Source organism: Streptomyces sp. NPDC104106 (genome assembly GCF_055584345.1).
The window spans coordinates 22,598-40,196 of record NZ_JBVJMF010000027.1; the positions used below are offsets into that span (position 1 = coordinate 22,598).

The window sequence follows — 17,599 nt, forward strand, 5'->3', positions numbered from 1 at the left end:
GGCCGGGCTCAGCCGCGGCGGACGGTGATCGTCGTCCAGGCGCCCACGTGCACCCGGTCGCCGTCCTGCAACGGGACCGGCACGAACGGCTGGATCGGCTCCTCGGACATGTTGACCGTGGTGCCGTTCGTCGAGTTCTGGTCGACGACCGCCCAGCTGCCGTCCGGCTGCTGCACCAGCACCGCGTGCTGGTGCGAGACACCCGGGTCCTCCGGCGGCACCGCGAGGTCGATGTCGGGGGTGTCGCCGGTGGAGTGCCGGCGGCGGCCGATGGTGACCTGGTTGCCGCTGAGGGTGCGCTGCTGCTCGGGCGAGTACGCGGGCAGGTTGAGCCCCGCGGCCTCGGGGCCGGAGCGCTGCATCATCGCCATGAAGTACTCGCGGTCCGGACCGATGGTCGCCGTCCAGGTCGCCGGGCCGGCGGACGCGGGCGGGAAACCGGTGCCGGGTGCGGGACTGTGGTAGCCGGGCTGCGGGTAGCCGTACCCGCCGCCGGGGCCACCGGGTACCGGACCCTGCGCCGGGCCGCCGGACGACGGCGGGGGGATCACCCAGTCGTCGTCACCGCCGCCGAACGAGGGGCCGCCGCCGGGACCGGCGGGCGGCGCCGGAGCGGGCGGCGAGGGCACCGGCCGCGCGGGGGCGGCGCCGAAGCCCGAGGCGCCGGGTGCACCGGGGCCGCCCTGCGGTCCGCCGGGCGGAGTGGGGCCACCGGCACCGGGTCCAAAGGGCCCGCCGCCGAACGACTGCGGACCCGCCGGACCGCCAGGACCCTGGCCCGGACCCTGCCCCGGCCGGCCGCCGAATCCGGGCACGCCGCCGGGACCCTGTGCCGTGCCCTGCCCCGGCGCCTGAGCGCCACTGAAGCCGCCCGGGCCGGAAGGACCTCCGGGGCCGGGGCCACCAGGTCCCTGCCCCTGCTGTGCTTGTCCCGGGCCCTGTCCCTGGTCCGGACCGCCGCCGAACCCGGACGGGCCCGGAGACGTCGGCGGGCCGGACGGCGCGCGGTCGCCGAACGGCGTCGGGCCCGACGGCTCACCGCCGAACGACGGAATGGGCTCGGCGGGCCGGTTCACCTGCGAGGGCCGCGAGCCGTGGTACTCGTATCCGTCACCGCCGCCGTACGTCGCGCTCGGCGGCTGGAAGACGGGCTGCGGCGGGCGCGGGGCGGCCGGGGTGTACGACGTTGCGGTGTTCGTGAGGAAGTTCCACCGGCACTCCTCGCAGAACGGTGCGCCGCCCTCGCGGGGCGTGCGGCACTGCGGGCACAGCTCCGGCTCGGGGGCCGACGCGGCCGGCGCGCGTCCGCCGCCCGCCTGGGCACCGGGACCGCCCGGGCCGGCGGGCGGCGGGAAGCCGTAGCCGCCGGGGGCCGGGGGCGGCGGGGGAGGCGGCGGAGGCACGGCACCGGCCATGCGGTGACCGCAGACCTCGCACCAGTCGTCGGAACCCGACTGGTGTCCGTTCGGGCAGGTCGGCATGTCGGTGCTTCCCCTTCTCTACGTTTCCAGGGTCACTTCTTTACACGAACAGTCTTTGTGGACCGGGTCTCCAGAGTCATCTCGTCCGCCTCCGCGACCTTCGTCTTCAACCGCACAGTACCTGTCGCGGCGTCGACCACGTCCACCACCTTCGCAAGCAGTTTCGCAGTATCCGCGTTTCCGGAGGCACTGGCGAGCTGAACAGCGCGCCCCAGTTTGGCCGTTGCTCCATCGAAATCGCCCGCTTTGCGAAGGTCGAGGCCGTGCTGGATGGCTTGTGCCAGTTCGGCCTGCCCGGTGTAGTGGGCGACTTGGGGATTGATGGAGGTGGAGGCCGTCATGTCGTCCGTCCAGACCGCCCGTACGAGACCCTGCGCACCGAGGTTCTGTGCGGATCCGTCCGCGTTCGGCACCACCAGCGAGACCCGCGCGGCGAGCATCTCCTGGCCGAGACCGGCGGGCGGCACCTCCACGCACAGATGGTAGTCGCGGGACTCGTCGCCCCAGGAGCCGGTCGGATAGTCCCCGGCGCGCGGTCCGGCCTCGGTGCGCCGGTCGGTCAAGTCCTCGACGGTGGGCGCGACTTGCTTCACGAACCGGATGGCCGTGCCCACCGGCGTCCACACCCGCAGCGCGACGTCCGCGACCTCCTTGCCCATCGCCGTCTCCATCATCCGCGTGAAGTCGGCGGCGAGGCCCGCCGGGTCGGCGACGATGTCGGCGGTGCCGAGGAGCGCGGAGGCGATGCCTGTGACTTCCTTCACTTCCCAGTCGGTGCCCACGCCCCGCGCGTCACAGGTGAACCGCCCGGCGCACGCGTCGAGCGTCGCGCGCAGGTCCTGCGGCGACTCGTGCTCGTTGCGGCCGTCGGTGAGCAGGATGCCGTGCCGGATGGCGACGTCCGCCGAGTTCAGCAGCCGGTCGGCGAGCCGCAGCCAGGTGCCGATCGCCGTGCCGCCGCCCGCGCTCAGTGCGCGCAGCGCCTGCTTGGCCTGCTCGCGGGTGGTGCGGTCGGCCACCGCGAGCCGGCCGCCGCCGGGATAGACCTCCTGCGCGACATGCGTGCCGCCGATCACCGCGAAGTGCGTGCCGTCGCGCAGGGCGTCGATCGCGGCGGCCGTGGCGTCGCGCGCGCCGCGCATCTTGGTCGGCGGGTAGTCCATCGAACCCGAGCAGTCGACCATGACCGCGACGGCGGCGGACGGGCCGTGCCCCTGCGGATGCCCAACGGTCCCGGCGTTGCCGAGCGTGCCCCCGCCGGTCGCCGTGACCGTGACGATCGCGTTGACCTCGCGGCCGCCCTCCGGCAGGTACTCGTTCTGGTAGACGTCCATGGAGAACTGCGGCACGTTCGACTTCGAGAAATTGGCCATACGTACTCAAATCCCCCTTGAAGACCCTGCTCACGCAGGGCGATGGCGGTGAACGGGCCGGTCCCCTCCGGCCCGCGGGCCTCAGGCCGATCCTGCCCCCTGCCGCGGGGCCGGGAACGGCACGACGGCCACTGTTACGTTGTCGTGGCCGCCACCGTCCAGGGCGTGGCCGACCAGCACCCGGGCGCTGTGGAGCGGGCGTTCGGCCGCGTCCTGCGGTACCGCCTCGGCCATCTCCCCGGCCGTCTCGGCGTAGTTCCACAGGCCGTCGGTGCACACGATGACGACACCGGACCGGTCCGGCTTGAACGACGCGGTGTGCGGCTCCAGTTCGTAGGCGTCCGCACCGAGCCAGCCGGTGATCGCGTGGGCGCGCTCGTCGGCGTACGCCTGCGCCTCGCTCATCAGTCCGGCGGCGACCATCTGCGCGGCCCAGGAGTCGTCCTCGGTGAGCCGGGCGGGCGGTGCCGTGCGGTCGTCCGGCACCCAGTAGGCGCGGCTGTCGCCGACCCAGCCGACCACCAGCAGCCCGGAGGTGACCACCGCGCCGACGATCGTGCAGGCCGGCGCGTTCTGGTGCGGGGCGTGCTCGCGGGCCGTGGCCGGCTCCCCGGCGAGCGCGTCGACGGCCCGCGCGGCGGCGACGATCGCCTCGTGCATGGCCGCCTGCGGATGCGTGCCGCGCGGCAGGGCGGCCAGCAGGCAGTCCCCGGCGCACTCGGCGGCGGCCAGCGAGGCGTCGTCGGGCCGGGTGGCCGAGGAGACGCCGTCGCAGACGATCGCGACGACGGCCGGGGTGCCGTCGGGCAGCGCGGTGTGGCCCACCGAGAAGGCGTCCTCGTTGCGGTGGTGGCGCAAGCCCCGGTCGCTGACGGCGGCGACCGGGCCCGACTCCCGCTCCACGTGGTCGCGTTCGCGCGGCTGGGCGTGCCCGCAGTTCTCGCAGTAGCCGTCGTCGTCCACCCGGCCCGCCAGGCAGGCCACGCACATCCGCGCGGGCTCCTGGGGCGCGGCGGTCCCGGCGGTCTCGGTCGCCTCGACGGCCTCGGCGGCCACACGCGGATCGGGTGCCTGCAACGCGTACTCCTCGGGCTCCGTGGGCCGGTCGAAGCGCACCCCGGAGCCGGCCCGCGCCTCCGGGCCGCCGTGCTCGGGCAGCGGCTTGCCGCCCGAGTCGGTGCCGGGCAGGTCGGTCGGCAGATGCACCCGGGGCGGGACGCCGGCGCCGTCCGGCTCGGGCACGGGCCAGGCCACACCGCCGCGGGCGTCCGTACCGCCCGGGCCGGTCGCGTCGTCCCCCTCGCCTCCGGTGGTTCCGGGGGTGCCGGTCATGGTCAGGGTCGGCGGGTCCTGCGGCGGCGCCGGTACGACGGAGAGGTCGTATCCGCACGCTCCGCAGAAGTGGTCACCCGGCTCCACGGGCTCCGCGCAGCTCGGGCACCTCGCCAGTGCGGCCTGCTGGGGCATCTGCGACATCAACTACACCCACGTCCGGGGGCGGTAACGGTTGGCCCGTTCCACCAGTTCGATCCTCTCCTCGCCGCCGGGCGCCAGCCGGGCCAGCGTGCGGTAGGCGCGCTCCAGGCCGAAGCGGAGGCCCCGCTCGTCCAGACCGCTGCCCAGCAGCACCCGCCCGCCGGCGGCAGGCAGGGTGCCCTGGCCTCCGGAGAGTATCCAGTCCAGCGCACAGCCGAGGACTTCCGCCGCCAACTGCTCGCGCCGGGCCGGGTCCAGCCCGTACGCGTCGAGCGCCTCGACCTGCCCGGCGGCGGCGGTCAGGTCGTCCAGGAACGGTAGGTCGCCCGGGCTCGCCGTACGGTGTCTGAGCCGGGCCCGGACGGCGGCGACGCGAGCGGCCGTGAAGTGGATGGAGGACTCCGGCACCGACTCCAGGGTGCGCACGGCCCCGTGCCGGTCCCCGGCCGCGAGCCGCACCCGGGCGAGCCCGAACGCGGCGCTGACGAAACCCGGGTCGGTCGCCCACACCAGGTGGTAGTACTCGGCCGCGTTGTCGAGCTGGCCCAGCACCTCCGCGCACAGGCCGAGCGCCAGCTTGGGCGCGGGCTCGCCGGGGAACGCGTCGTAGATCGCGTCGAAGGCGAGCGCGGCGTCCTCGAAGCGGCCGGTGACCAGCGCGGCCAGCCCCCGGTACCACACCACCCGCCAGTCGTCCGGCTGTTCCTCCTCCAGCGCGGCCAGCCCCATCAGCGCGCTCTGCCGCTCCCCGCTCTCCAGCAGCGCCCGGATCCGGCGCAGCCGGGTCTCCACCGTCCGCGCCGGCGCCGCGTCGAGGGCGGCGATCAGCTCGGCCGGGGCCGAGGTCAGCAGGCCCGCCAGGAAACCGGCATCGGGGTCGCCGGGATCGACCAGCGGCACCGGCAGGGCGAGCGCGGTGGCCGGGGCGTCGACGGGCTTGACGAGGGCGGCCGGGGACGGCGGCGGTACGGCGGCGGGCTTGCGTACCGCCCGCGCCCCGAGCCGCGACACGTCCGCATCCAGGCGCGGGAACAGCTCCCGGTCGGTGACCTTCACCTCGGGCCCGAACAGCGTCGACAGCGCGGGCCGGGCCTGGCCGGTCTGGAGCGAGACGACCTCGCGCAGGACGCCGGTGAGCTGCTCGGCCATCTCCTGCGCGGAGCCGAAGCGGCGGGCCGGGTCCGGGTCGGTGGCGCGGACCAGGAGGCGGTAGAAGGACTCGTAGCGGCGGAAGACCTCGATGGTGTCCGGATCGGGCAGGGAGTCGGCGTACACGTTCGTGTAGCCCTGGAAGTCGAAGGTGAGGACGGCGAGGGTGCGGCCCACCGTGTAGAGGTCGGACGCCACCGACGGGCCGGCCTCGGCCACCTCCGGCGCCTGGTAGCCGACCGTGCCGTAGATCGCCGACTCGTCGTCGTCCATGCGGCGCACCGCGCCCATGTCGATCAGCTTGAGCTGGTCCTCGGTCTGGATCGCGTTGTCGACCTTGAAGTCGCAGTACAGCAGGTTGCGGCTGTGCAGGTGGCCGAGGGCTTCGAGGGCCTCGATGCCGTAGGCGCAGGCCTGCTCCACCGGCAGCGGGTCCCGGCGGCCCTCCGGGGTGCGGCGGGCGTTGGCGATCTCCTTCAGGGACTTGCCGCCGACGTACTCCATGACGATGTAGCCGTCGAGGGAGCCGGTGCGCTGGTCGAGGTGCTCGACGAAGTTGTAGATCCGCACGATGTTGGCGTGCTCGATCTCCGCGAGGAAGCGCCGCTCGGAGATCGCCGCCGCCATCGCGTCCTGGTCGCCGGTGTCCAGCAGGCCCTTGAGGACCACCCAGCGGTCGGACACGGCCCGGTCCACGGCGAGGTAGATCCAGCCGAGCCCGCCGTGCGCGAGGCAGCCGACGACCTCGTACTGGCCGTGCACGACGTCCCCGGCCTTCAGCTTCGGCACGAAGGAGTACGGGTGGCCGCACTTGGTGCAGAAGCCCTCCGTGCGGCCCGGCCGGTCGCCGCGGGCCCGGCCGACCGGTGCCCCGCAGTCCGCGCGCGAGCAGAACCGCTTGCGCTCGGGCACCTCCGGGCGGTCCAGCACCATCGCGCGCGGGTCCGGGCGCGGCACCTGCGGCACGCTCACCAGCCCGGCGCCGAGGCGCCCGCGCGTCGGCGTCCCCGACGAGGAGCCGGAGCTGCGCACCGACACCGAGCGGCTGGTCGACCGGCCCGAGGAGGAGCGCGACAGCCGTCCGGACACCGAGCGGCGCGACTTCGAGGACTGCGAGGACGACCGGGAGCCGCGCGAACCGCCGCTGTCCACCGCGCCCCTGGTGATCCCGGTGGGCGGCGAGCCGACCAGGCCGGAGGCCGAGACGACCGGCGCGAGGCCGCAGGTGTCGCAGTACAGCTCGCCGCCGCCGACGTCCTCGTACGACCCCGCGCAGCCCGGCCGCTGACAGCTCTGCCCCGCCTGGCTCATGACCGCTCCCCCCCAAGGTCCTGCGGCGCCCCCGCGCCGCCCAGCAGCTCGGCCGCCAGCTGCTGGTAGCGCAGCACGGCCTGTTCGGCCACCCGCAGATCGCAGGGCGCACTCCACAGCATCCGGCGGGCCGCGTCGTACCGCTCGACCAGGAACGGGTCCTCGGCCAGCCCGTGCCGGGCCACCTTCGCCTTGTAGGCGTCGAGCCGCCCGCGCAGCTCGGCGCGGACCGCGAGCGGCGCGGTGACCGCCGTCAACGACTCGCGGGCGCGCAGCAGTTCGTCCTCGGCCTTCTCCTCCAGCGACTCCAGCAGCGGGGAGAGCCGGTGCCACTGCGCCTGCCTGCGGTACTCGGCGGCCGTCGCCAGCTGCTCCTGCAGCGCGGTCGGCGGGCCGCTGACCACCGGCACCTCGGTCGCGGCGATCTTCGCCAGCACCTCGCCGCGCGCCGTGCGGGCCTCGGCGAGGGTGCGGTCGGCGCGCGAGAGCACGTCCCGCAGCCGGATCAGCCGCTGCTCGGCGTCCTGCCGGACGGTCAGCACGGCGTCGATCTCCCGGCGGACATCCTCCAGGGCGCGCGCCTCACGGTCGTACACCGTGGTGTCCGGGCGTCCGCCGCCGGGCGCCGAGCTGCCCTCGGCCGGCACCCAGAACGCCAGCGGGTCGCAGACGACGTCCTCGCGCAGCTTCGTCAGCGTGCGCGTGATCCGCTCCAGGTCGTCGCCGGCCGGGTGTTCGCCGGGGCGCACGCCGACGGAGTGCGCGAGCTTGCGGGTGCGCTGCAGCTCGGCGGCGAGTAAATCGATCCGGGCGGGCAGCGCCGACCACACCGCGTCGGCGGCGACGACCAGGTCCAGGCTCGTCGCGTACAGCTCGTTCATCCGGTCCACCAGGGCGGCCAGCGAGAAGGTCTCGATCAGCCTGCCGTCCCCGGCCACGGTGACCGGCTCGCCGCGCAGGAGCCGCGTCAGCTCCGCGAGGTCATCGCGGCCCGCCCAGCGGCGCCGGGCGCGGATCTCGCGGGCGGTGCGCAGCGCGTCCGCGTAGGCGTCGAAGTACGTCCACAGCCGGGCGATCCGGGCCTCGGCGGCCTGCCAGCGTTCGCGGGTGACCCCGGTCAGTTCGGCGCCTTCGAGGAGTCTGCGGCCCGCGTGGTCCTGCAGGGCCAGCAGCGAGGTCTCGATCGCCTCGTGCTCCTGGCCGAGCCGCGCCAGCGCACGGTCCACCTCGTCCCGGTCCATCACCGGCCCGGCGGGGTCCGTGACGCCCATCGATCACCTCTCGCTGCTGTCGGTTTCCAAGGATGCGGGGGACGGATACGGGTTCAACTGCCGCGCAGGTAGCGCGGCGCGGGCGGCGTCGACGCCGTGGGGTCCTTTCCCAGTGTCGCCGACAGCCAGGTGTCGTACGACTTCTGCCAGCCGCTCGCGCGGTAGTCCACGAGCACGCGGTTGACCCGGCGCACCAGATCGTCCGCGTCCTTCTTCATCGCCACGCCGTAGTACTCGGTCGTGAACGGCGCGCCCTTGAGTTCCACCGTCGGGTCCTGCGCGGCCTGGCTGGCGGCGAGCGCGCCGTCGGTCACCACCGCGTCCACCTCGCCGAGTTGCAGCCGGACCAGGCAGTCCAGCTGGTTCGGGACGGTGGCGGAGATGTCGGTGGAGGAGGGCAGGGTGCCGTCCTTCCGGTCGGCGTCCAGCTTGGTGTAGGCGGTCGAACCGGCCGCCGTGCACACCTTCTTGTGCGCCAGCGTGGCGTTGTAGCCGGTGATGGGGGAGGACTTGGGCGCGAGGACCTGCTGGCCGGTCTTGAAGTAGGGCGCGGAGAAGGCGACCTGGGAGAGCCGGTCGCAGGTGATCGTCATGGTCCGCACCACCATGTCCACCCGGCCGTCCTGGATCGCGGCGATGCGCTGGTTGGTCGGGATCGCCTTGAACTGCACCGCGTCCGGGTCACCGAGGATGTCCTGCGCGATGCGGTGCACCAGGTCGATGTCGAAGCCCTCCAGCGCCGCGCCCTCGGTGTTGGGGTTGCGGTAGCCCCAGCGGTAGCTGTTCTGGTCGACGCCGACGATCAGCTTGCGCCGCTCTCCGGTCCGGGCCTTGATCGCGTCGATCGTGGGCCCGTCCGCGCCGGAGGGCGCCAGCGTCTGGTCCTGTGCCTCGTCGTCCTTGCAGGTGCCCGCCTTGGCCTGGACGCCGTCGGCGACGCTCTGGCCGCCGCGCCCCGGATGCTGCTGGGGCGCCCGCTGGGTGCACGGCAGCAGCAGGACGAAGGCCAGTGCCAGCACGCACAGCACCGCCATCGCGCCCACCCCGCCCCAGCCCCGCAGGGAGGCCCGCAGACGGCTCGCGTACATCGTCCTGCCCCCTGTCACCGGTACTCCGAGAGTCTGCGCCCGATGCCGGCCACCGCGCCGGCCGCGCCGAGCACCGCGAGCACGGCCGCGCCGACCGGCAGCCCGGTCAGGGCGTCGCGGCCGTCGGCGGCGGCCCGCTGGAACTCGTCCTGCTCGTGGCCGATGGCCCGGGCGAGCGAGGTGTCGACGGCGTCGAAGCACTCGCCGGTGGAGCCCTTGGCGCCGATGACCTTGTCCAGCGCCTGCTGGTAGTTGCCGTTCTCGTCGTCGGCGCGCACGGCGTCGTGCCGCTGCTTCCACACCGCCATGTTGCTCTCGGCCGTCTTCACCGGGGCGCTGCCGCCCTGGTCGTCGGCGAGCTTCGCGGCCTGGGCCAGGCCCTCACCGAGCTTGGACATGTCCTTGTCGAAGTCGTGGTAGTAGGCGTCGTCCTGCCGTCCGTTCACGGTGACGGTCTCGGCGCCGCGCGCGACCAGGCCGAGGTTCTCGTTGCCGCGCGCGCTCAGGGAGGCGATCCGGGCGTCGTGCAGTTCGGTCAGCGAGCGGACGCCGTGGTCGTACGAGCCGTTCAGCTCGGCGCGGGCCACCGCGTGCCCCACGACCAGCCACAGCAGGGCCACCGCGGTGGCGGCGGAGGCGGCGACCAGGCCGTGGTTGAGGACGCGGTTGGTGCGCCGGAAGGTGCGGTGCTGGGCCCAGCCGAGCGCCGCCAGCGCGAGCACGCCGAGCCCGATGGCGAGCCAGGGGTACGGCGTGGCGTCACCGTAGTCGGCGTCGAGCCGGCGGTTCTCGGTGGTGTAGAGGGCCTGGGCCGCCGGGAGCATCTCCTGCTGCATCTTCTCGTTGGCGTAGCGCAGGTACGCGCCGCCGACCGGATAGCCCTGCCGGTTGTAGGTCCGGGCCCGCTCCACGAGCCCCTTGTACTCGGGCAGCAGCCGGTTCAGCCGGGCGATCGTGGCCTCGGAGGCCGAGCCGGGCTGGGCGTTCGCCGCGGCGGTCACCAGGCCGGCGGCGGCCGTGCCGATGTCGTTCTCGTACCGCGTCCGGGACTGGGGCGTCTCCTGACCGCCCGCCAGGAAGCCGCTGGAGGCGGCGGTGTTGGCGTCGGCCAGCGACCGGTAGATGTCGGCCGCGCCCGAGCTGAGCGGCTGGCTGCGGTGCAGGACGTCGTCGGCGGCGGCCGAGCGCGTGTCGGCCTGCCAGGCGGCGCCCGCCCCGAACGCCACGACCAGCAGCGCCAGTACGGCCCCGATGATCCGCAGCCGGCCGGGCTCGGTGGTGGCCGCGGCCCGCAGCCGCTCGACGCTCTCGGCGAACGCGGTCCTGCGGGCGGGCGTGGCGGGCGCGGACGCCGGGCGGCCGGGCTGCGGGGGGATGCCGGGAGCGGCGGGCATGCCGGGGCCCGCCGGCGGTGGCGCCGTGCTGCTTCTCGGCGGGTGTGTCACTCGACCTCCCCCAGGGTCCTTCGTCGCCGCCCAGTATCGCGGCACGCACCGGCATCCGCACCGGCCTTCACTGGATCTTGATCGGATCGCAGTGTGCCCCACAAGAGCGCGGGGCGCGCCCTCCATGAATACGCCCTGTGCAGCTGCTCGGTTCCGGCGGGTACGGCGGGTCAGGACTCCCAGTACGCCCGTGCCCTCTCCCGCGCCCGGGCGTCCGCCCCCAGCCGGTCCAGGCCCAGCAGCGCCGCGCCCAGGACCGGGCTCGCCGTGACCACGCGCACCTCCGCCTTGGGGGCGCGGGCGGCGAGCAGGTCGCGGACGGCGTCGTCCAGCAGGGCGTGACCGGCCGTCAGGACGCTGCCCCCGAGCAGTACGGGGGTCTGCTCGCCGAGGAGGTCCAGGCGGGTCAGGGCGACCGTCGCCATGACCGTGACCTCCTCGGCGAGCCGGGCGACGATCGCGCGGGCCACCGGGTCGCCGTCGGTGGCCGTCGCGAACAGCACCGGGGTGAGTTCGTGCCGGCGGTCGTGGGCGACGCGGTCCAGGTGCAGGGCCTCGATGAGCGCGTACATCGTCGGCAGCCCGAAGTGGCCGGGCAGCGTGCGGGCCAGGGCCGTCGGCCCGCCCCGGCCGTCCTCGGCGCGGGCCGCGTGCCACAGGGCCTCCTCCGCCAGGCCCCAGCCCCCGCCCCAGTCACCGGAGATCCGGCCGATGGCCGGGAAGCGGGCGGTACGGCCGTCGGGGCGCATGCCGACGCAGTTGATGCCCGCGCCGCACACCACCGCCACGCCCCGCGGCTCGGCCACGCCCGCGCGCAGGATCGCGAAGGTGTCGTTGCGGACCTCCACCGCCGCGCCCCACCCGCGCGCCGTGAGCGCCGCCGCCAACCGCTCCTCCTCCACGGGGAGATCGGCGTTGGCGAGGCAGGCCGAGACGTGCGCGGCGGACGGCACGCCCGCGTCGGCCAAGGCGCGCCCGACCGGGTCGGCCAGCGCGTCCAGCGCCGCCGGCACCCCGACCACGGGCGGGCGGAAGCCGCCGCCGCGGGCCGTGGCCAGGACCTGCCCGGCGGAGCCGACCACGGCCACGTCGGTCTTGCTGTTGCCCGCGTCGATGGCGAGGACGGTCGGCGTCAGGCCCACGCGAGGTGCTCCCGGTTGTGTGCGATCAGCTGGTCGGTGAGGCGGTCGGCGTACGCGTGCTGGCCGATCAGGGGGTGGGCGAGGAGCGCGCGGAAGACGCGGTCGCGCCCGCCGCGCAGCGCCGCCTCCAGGGCCAGGTCCTCGTACGCCGTCACGTTCGCGACCAGCCCCGCGACGAGCGGGTCCAGGCCGGGCACCGCCAGCGGGGCCGGGCCGTTCGGGCCGACCGCCGCCTGGACCTCGATCACCGCGTCGTCGGGGAGGAAGGGCAGTGTGCCCTTGTTGACGGTGTTCACCACCTGGTAGGGGCTGCCTCCGGCGCCCAGCAGCGCCGCCGCCAGGTCCACGGCCGCCTCCGAGTAGAAGGCACCGCCCCGCTTGGCGAGCAGCGCCGGCTTCTCGGCCAGTGCGGGGTCGCCGTACATCCCCAGCAACTCCCGCTCCATCGCCGCCACTTCCGCCGCCCGCGACGGCTTCGTGCGCAGCTCGCGCACGACCTCGTCGTGGGCGTAGTAGTAGCGCAGGTAGTAGGAGGGGACCACGCCGAGGCGGTCCAGCAGGGGGCGGGGCAGGCGGACGTCGGCGGCGATGGCGTCGCCGTGCTCGGCGAGCAGCTCGGGCAGGACGTTCTCGCCCTCGGGGCCACCGAGGCGTACGGCGGTCTCCCAGGTGAGGTGGTTCAGGCCGACGTGCCCCAGGTGGATGTCGGCCGGGGCCGTGCCCAGCAGGGCGGCGAACGCGCGCTGGAAGCCGATCGCCACGTTGCACAGCCCGACCGCCCGGTGCCCGGCCTGGAGCAGGGCGCGGGTGACGATGCCGACCGGGTTGGTGAAGTCGATGATCCAGGCGCGCGGGTTGGCGCGGCGGACCCGGTCGGCGATGTCCAGCACCACCGGGACCGTGCGCAGCGCCTTGGCCAGCCCGCCCGCGCCGGTCGTCTCCTGGCCCACGCAGCCGCACTCCAGCGGCCAGGTCTCGTCCTGCTCGCGGGCCGCCTGGCCGCCGACGCGCAGCTGGAGCAGGACGGCGTCGGCGCCGTCGACGCCCGCGTCCAGGTCGCCGGTGGTGACGATCCGGCCGGTGTGTCCCTGCCGGGCGAAGATCCGGCGGGCCAGGCCGCCGACCAGGTCCAGGCGCTCGGCCGCCGGGTCCACCAGCACCAGTTCCTCGACGGGCAGGGTGTCGCGCAGGCGGGCGAAGCCGTCGACCAGTTCGGGGGTGTAGGTCGAGCCGCCGCCGACCACGGTGAGTTTCATAGCCAGTTCAACCCTTTACTCCGGTGAGGGTGACGCCTTCGACGAACGCCTTCTGGGCGAAGAAGAACACGAGGATCACGGGGGCCATGACCAGCACGGTCGCGGCCATGGTGAGGTTCCAGTCGGTGTGGTGGGCGCCCTTGAAGGACTCCAGACCGTAGGACAGGGTCCAGGCGCCGGGGTTCTCGGACGCGTAGATCTGCGGGCCGAAGTAGTCGTTCCAGGCGTAGAAGAACTGGAACAGGGCGACGGCGGCGACGCCCGGCTTCGCCATCGGCAGGACGACCCGCAGCAGGGTCCGCAGGTCGCCGCAGCCGTCGACCCTCGCCGCGTCCAGGTACTCGTTCGGGATCGTCATCAGGAACTGGCGCAGCAGGAAGACGGAGAACGCGTCGCCGAACGCCATCGGGACGACCAACGGCCACAGGGTCCCGGCCAGATCGAGCTGCTTCGCCCAGAACAGGTACATCGGGATGATGACCACCTGCGGGGGCAGCATCATCATCGAGATCACCAGCATGAGCGCCAGGTTGCGGCCCCGGAAGCGGAACTTGGCGAGCGCGTACGCCACCGGCAGGGAGGACACGACGGTCAGGGCGGTGCCGAGACCGGCGTAGAGCAGCGTGTTCTTCCACCAGGTCAGGAAGCCGGGGGTGTCGAAGACCTTCCGGTAGTTGCCCCACTGCCAGGTGTGCGGGATCAGGTCCCGGCTCAGGGCCTGGCTGTCGCTCATCAGCGAGGTCAGGAACACGAACACGAACGGCAGCGTGAAGAAAAGCGCCGCGGCGAGGCCGAGGGAGTGCACCGCGATCCACTCCAGCAGGGCCCTGCGGCGGGCGGTGCGCTCGGCCCCCGACACGGGCGGGGCGAGCTTCACGGGATGGTCCAGTACCTGGGTCATGGTCAGTCACCTGCCTGGATCAGGCCGCCCCGGCGCCGCATCAGCATCGCGGTGAACGCCATCGACAGGACGAAGAGGACGAGGGCGACGACGCAGGCGGAGCCGTAGTCGAAGCGCTGGAAGCCGAGGTTGTAGACGAGCTGGGGGAGGGTGAGGGTGGACTTGTCGGGGTAGCCGGGCTCGAACTGGGTGCCGGCGCCCTGGATCACGCCCGAGGCGACCTTTCCCGCGATCAGCGGCTGGGTGTAGTACTGCATGGTCTGGATCACGCCGGTGACCACGGCGAACATCACGATCGGGGAGATGTTCGGCAGCGTGACGTACCGGAAGCGCTGCCAGGCCGAGGCGCCGTCCAGCTCGGCCGCCTCGTACTGCTCCGCCGGTACGTCGAGCAGCGCGGCCATGAAGATGACCATCAGGTCGCCGATGCCCCACAGCGCCAGCAGGGTCAGCGCCGGCTTGGACCAGGCGGGGTCGTTGAACCAGCCCGGCGCGGGGACGCCCGTCTTCTCCAGGATCGAGTTGACCGGGCCGGTACCGGGGTTGAGCAGGAACGCGAAGGCCATGGTCGCGGCCACCGGCGGGGCGAGGTACGGCAGGTAGAACAGGGTGCGGAAGACGCCGGTGCCCGTCTTGATCTTCGTGATCAGCAGGCCCACGCCGAGCCCGAAGACCACCCGGAGCGTCACCATCACCACCACCAGCCACAGCGTGTTGCGCAGGGCGGGCCAGAAGAGGGGGTAATGCTCGAAGACGTAGGTCCAGTTCCTGCCCCCGCTCCACGTCGGCGGCCGGAAGCCGTCGTAGTGCATGAAGGAGAAGTAGACCGTCGAGACCAGCGGGTACGCGAAGAAGACGGCGAAGCCGATCAGCCAGGGCGACATGAAGGCGGCCGTACGCAGCGCCGCCCTGCGGCGCTTCGAGGCGAGGGTGAGCGTGCTCATCGGCTACTTCGCCTGCGCGATGTCCGTGTCGATCTGCGCGGCCGCCTTCTTCAGGCCGGACCTCAGATCGGCGACCTTGCCGCTTTCGTAGTCGTAGCCGAGCTGTTGGATCGTCACCAGGTACACGCCCCCGTTGACCGAGGCGGGAGTGGTGGTGGAGTCCGGGTTCGCGGCGATGTCGAGGAATGTCCTGAAGCGGGGGTCGTACCTCAGTTTCGGCGACTTCAGGGCGGCGAGCGTGGAGGGCACGTTGTGCAGGTCGTTGGAGAATCCGACCACCGCGTCCGTGTTCGTGGTGATGTACTTGACGAATTCCCACGCCGCGTTCTGCTTGTGGCTGGAGGCGGCGATGCCGGCGATGGTGCCGGTGATGTAGCCCTTGCCGTACTGCGCGGCCCGGTCGTCGGGCACGGGCAGCGGGGCGACGCCGATGTCGAACGCCGGCTTGGTCGCGAGGGCCATGCCGAGGCGCCACTCGCCGTCGAGCTGCATGGCGACCTGGCCGGTGTGGAAGGGGTGCTTGGGGCCCCACTCGTCACCGAGCGTCGCACGGAACCTCTCCAGCTTCCGGAATCCGCCGAGTTCTTCCACGAGCCGCTTCTGGAGTTCGAACCCCTTCTGGAAGGCCGGGTCCCCGGCGAGGTTCGACGTGCCGTCCTTGGTGAAGTACGTCGGCGAGAACTGTGCGAGATAGTGCTCGGTGGTGGTCTCCCAGCCGTGGTAATCCGGCATGAATCCGAGCTGCTTGTAGCCGTCGCCCTGGGGAATGGTCAGTTTCTTCGCGTCGGCCTCGAATTCGGACCAGGTCCTCGGCGGGCCGGCGATACCGGCCCTCTTGAACTCCGTCTTGTTGTAGTAGAGCCCGTACGCGTCACCGAGCAGCGGCACCGTGCAGCGGTCGCCATGGAACTGGGTGTACTCGTTCATCGTCTTCGGGAAGGTCTTCTCGGGGTCGATCCCGGACTTCCTGAAGAACGGGTTGAGATCCACCAGCGCGCCCGAGGAGCAGAACCTGCCCACGTTGTTGGTGGTGAAGGAGGAGATGACGTCGGGGGCCTTGTCGCCGCCCGACCGCAGCGCCTGGTTGATCTTGTCGTCGGTCATGTCGCCGACGACGTTCACGTGGATGTTGGGGTGCGCCTTCTCGAAGCCGGCGATCAGCGTCCTGACGGCCTGCACCTCGTTCTGCGCGCTCCAGGCGTGCCAGAAGTTGATCGTCGTGTCCTTCGAGGCGTCGTCCGTGGCGCCGGAGCCTGACTGGCCCGTACAGGCGGTGGTGAGCAGGGCCAGGGAGACGGTCAGGGCAAAAGCCGCTTTTCGGGCGGCGGAGGGTGTGGCGGGCATGACTTCGGGCATGGCGAGGTCTCCCAGGGACGGGGAAAGGGGAAGGGCGGGGCTGGGCTCAGCGCGAGGTGTCGAAGACCTCGTCGCGGGTGGTGCCGAGCGCGGACTCCAACGCGCCGCGCAGGACGGGGTGTTCGCGGACGTCGCCGACGACCAGCCGGGGCCGGGCCGCCGCCAGCTCCTCCAGCTCGGCCTGGACGAGGGCGCGCAGGCCCTCGCCGCCGGCCGTCAGGGCGGAGCCGCTGAGGACGACGAGTTCGGGGTCGAGGACGGAGACGAGCGAGGCGAGACCGGTGGCCAGCCGGGTCGCGTAGGTCCGCAGCAGCTCCCGGTAGGGGCCGCGGGCGTGGTCGGCGGCGCGGGCGACGAGTTCGGCGGCGACCTCGGCGTACGGGCCCGACGGCACGTCGTCGATGCCGAGTTCCCGGGCCAGCGCGGGTACGGCCTGCGAGCCGGCCAGTTCCTGGTAGCCGCCGCTGTTGGCCCTGGTCACCTGGCGTACCAGCGGCGTGCCCGGCACGGGCAGGAAGCCGACCTCGCCGGCGCCGCCGGTCCAGCCCCGGTGCAGCCGCCCGCCGAGGACCAGGGCGGCACCCAGCCCCTCCTGGTTCCACAGCAGCACGAAGTCCCGGTGGCCCTTGGCGGCGCCGAGCCGCTGTTCGGCGAGGGCGACGAGGTTGACGTCGTTCTCGTACTCCACCGGCATCGGCAGGGCGGCGGCGAGTTCGTCGAGCAGGGCGGGGGAGTGCCAGCCCGGCAGGTGGGAGGCGTAGCGCAGCCGGCCGGTGGTGGGGTCGAAGGCGCCGGGGGTGCCGATGACCAGCCGGTGCACGTCGGAGCGCGCGAGCCCGGCCGCCTTCACCGCCCCGTCGAGCGCGTCGGTGACCTGCTGGACGACGGGGTGCGCGGGGTGCCGCCCGGGGGTGGGCAGTTCGTACTCGCCGACGGTGCGGCCGGTGACGTCGGCGACGGCGGCGCGGATGCGCTCCGGGGTGACGTCGAGGCCGGCGGCGTACGCGGCGGCGGGGTTGACCGCGTACAGCTGGGCGCCGGGGCCCGGGCGGCCCTCGCTGGTGCCGGTGACCCGGACCAGCCCGGCCGCCTCCAGCCGGGCCAGCAGCTGGGAGGCGGTGGGTTTGGAGAGCCCGGTGAGCTTGCCGATCCGGGTGCGCGAGAGCGGCCCGTGCTCCAGCAGCAGGTCCAGGGCGGCGCGGTCGTTCATGGCGCGCAGGACGCGCGGGGTGCCCGGCGTACCGGCTGTTCCTGCCATGGGGTCCACACCTGCCTCTCCAGCCGTCCAGCTTCTCAGTGACCTGGCCGGACGTCCAGCCTTGATCGCCGACGACCGGGAGATCACTGTTAGGAAACTTTCCTATTGGGGTGGGAGGAACGTAAGCCCAGGACGAAGGGGGCGTCAA

The 17,599-nt window shown here is 73.3% G+C and carries 13 protein-coding genes; all 13 read right to left on the minus strand.

What is annotated here, in order from left to right; translation table 11 throughout:
• Positions 1–8: 8 nt before the first annotated feature.
• Positions 9–1,481 carry an FHA domain-containing protein gene (locus tag ACZ60X_RS39330; RefSeq protein ID WP_469609567.1) on the minus strand — a complete coding sequence of 491 codons (1,473 nt, stop codon included), beginning with the start codon at positions 1,479–1,481 and terminating at the stop codon, positions 9–11.
• 32 nt (positions 1,482–1,513) lie between these two features.
• On the minus strand, positions 1,514–2,854 hold the full coding sequence (locus ACZ60X_RS39335; RefSeq protein ID WP_469609570.1) for a vWA domain-containing protein: 1,341 nt from the start codon (positions 2,852–2,854) through the stop codon (positions 1,514–1,516).
• Between the two features lie 81 nt (positions 2,855–2,935).
• Complete coding sequence (locus tag ACZ60X_RS39340; RefSeq protein WP_469609573.1) at positions 2,936–4,330, minus strand: PP2C family serine/threonine-protein phosphatase; 1,395 nt, start codon at positions 4,328–4,330, stop codon at positions 2,936–2,938.
• A 3-nt stretch (positions 4,331–4,333) separates the two neighbouring features.
• On the minus strand, positions 4,334–6,790 hold the full coding sequence (locus tag ACZ60X_RS39345; RefSeq protein WP_469609576.1) for a serine/threonine-protein kinase: 2,457 nt from the start codon (positions 6,788–6,790) through the stop codon (positions 4,334–4,336).
• Positions 6,787–8,061 (minus strand): coiled-coil domain-containing protein, encoded by a 1,275-nt coding sequence (locus ACZ60X_RS39350; protein ID WP_469609580.1) that lies wholly within the window; start codon positions 8,059–8,061, stop codon positions 6,787–6,789. Before ACZ60X_RS39350 ends, ACZ60X_RS39345 begins: the two co-directional genes overlap by 4 nt.
• 53 nt (positions 8,062–8,114) lie before the next feature.
• Positions 8,115–9,149, minus strand: a complete 1,035-nt coding sequence (locus tag ACZ60X_RS39355) for a glutamate ABC transporter substrate-binding protein (protein ID WP_469609584.1) — start codon at positions 9,147–9,149, stop codon at positions 8,115–8,117.
• A gap of 14 nt (positions 9,150–9,163) precedes the next feature.
• Complete coding sequence (locus tag ACZ60X_RS39360; RefSeq protein ID WP_469609587.1) at positions 9,164–10,543, minus strand: hypothetical protein; 1,380 nt, start codon at positions 10,541–10,543, stop codon at positions 9,164–9,166.
• Between the two features lie 221 nt (positions 10,544–10,764).
• Entirely contained in the window at positions 10,765–11,736 is a 972-nt protein-coding gene (locus tag ACZ60X_RS39365; RefSeq protein ID WP_469609590.1) for an N-acetylglucosamine kinase, read from the minus strand.
• Entirely contained in the window at positions 11,727–12,992 is a 1,266-nt protein-coding gene (locus ACZ60X_RS39370; protein ID WP_469609593.1) for a 6-phospho-beta-glucosidase, read from the minus strand. Before ACZ60X_RS39370 ends, ACZ60X_RS39365 begins: the two co-directional genes overlap by 10 nt.
• Before the next feature lie 7 nt (positions 12,993–12,999).
• Positions 13,000–13,893 carry a carbohydrate ABC transporter permease gene (locus ACZ60X_RS39375; RefSeq protein ID WP_469609596.1) on the minus strand — a complete coding sequence of 298 codons (894 nt, stop codon included), beginning with the start codon at positions 13,891–13,893 and terminating at the stop codon, positions 13,000–13,002.
• A gap of 2 nt (positions 13,894–13,895) precedes the next feature.
• Positions 13,896–14,837, minus strand: coding sequence for a carbohydrate ABC transporter permease (locus ACZ60X_RS39380; RefSeq protein WP_469609599.1), 942 nt, complete (start codon positions 14,835–14,837; stop codon positions 13,896–13,898).
• A gap of 3 nt (positions 14,838–14,840) precedes the next feature.
• A complete protein-coding gene (locus ACZ60X_RS39385) occupies positions 14,841–16,193 on the minus strand; it encodes an ABC transporter substrate-binding protein (protein ID WP_469609602.1) in 1,353 nt (450 codons plus the stop codon).
• A 46-nt stretch (positions 16,194–16,239) separates the two neighbouring features.
• Positions 16,240–17,451 (minus strand): ROK family transcriptional regulator, encoded by a 1,212-nt coding sequence (locus ACZ60X_RS39390; RefSeq protein ID WP_469609605.1) that lies wholly within the window; start codon positions 17,449–17,451, stop codon positions 16,240–16,242.
• Positions 17,452–17,599: the final 148 nt, after the last annotated feature.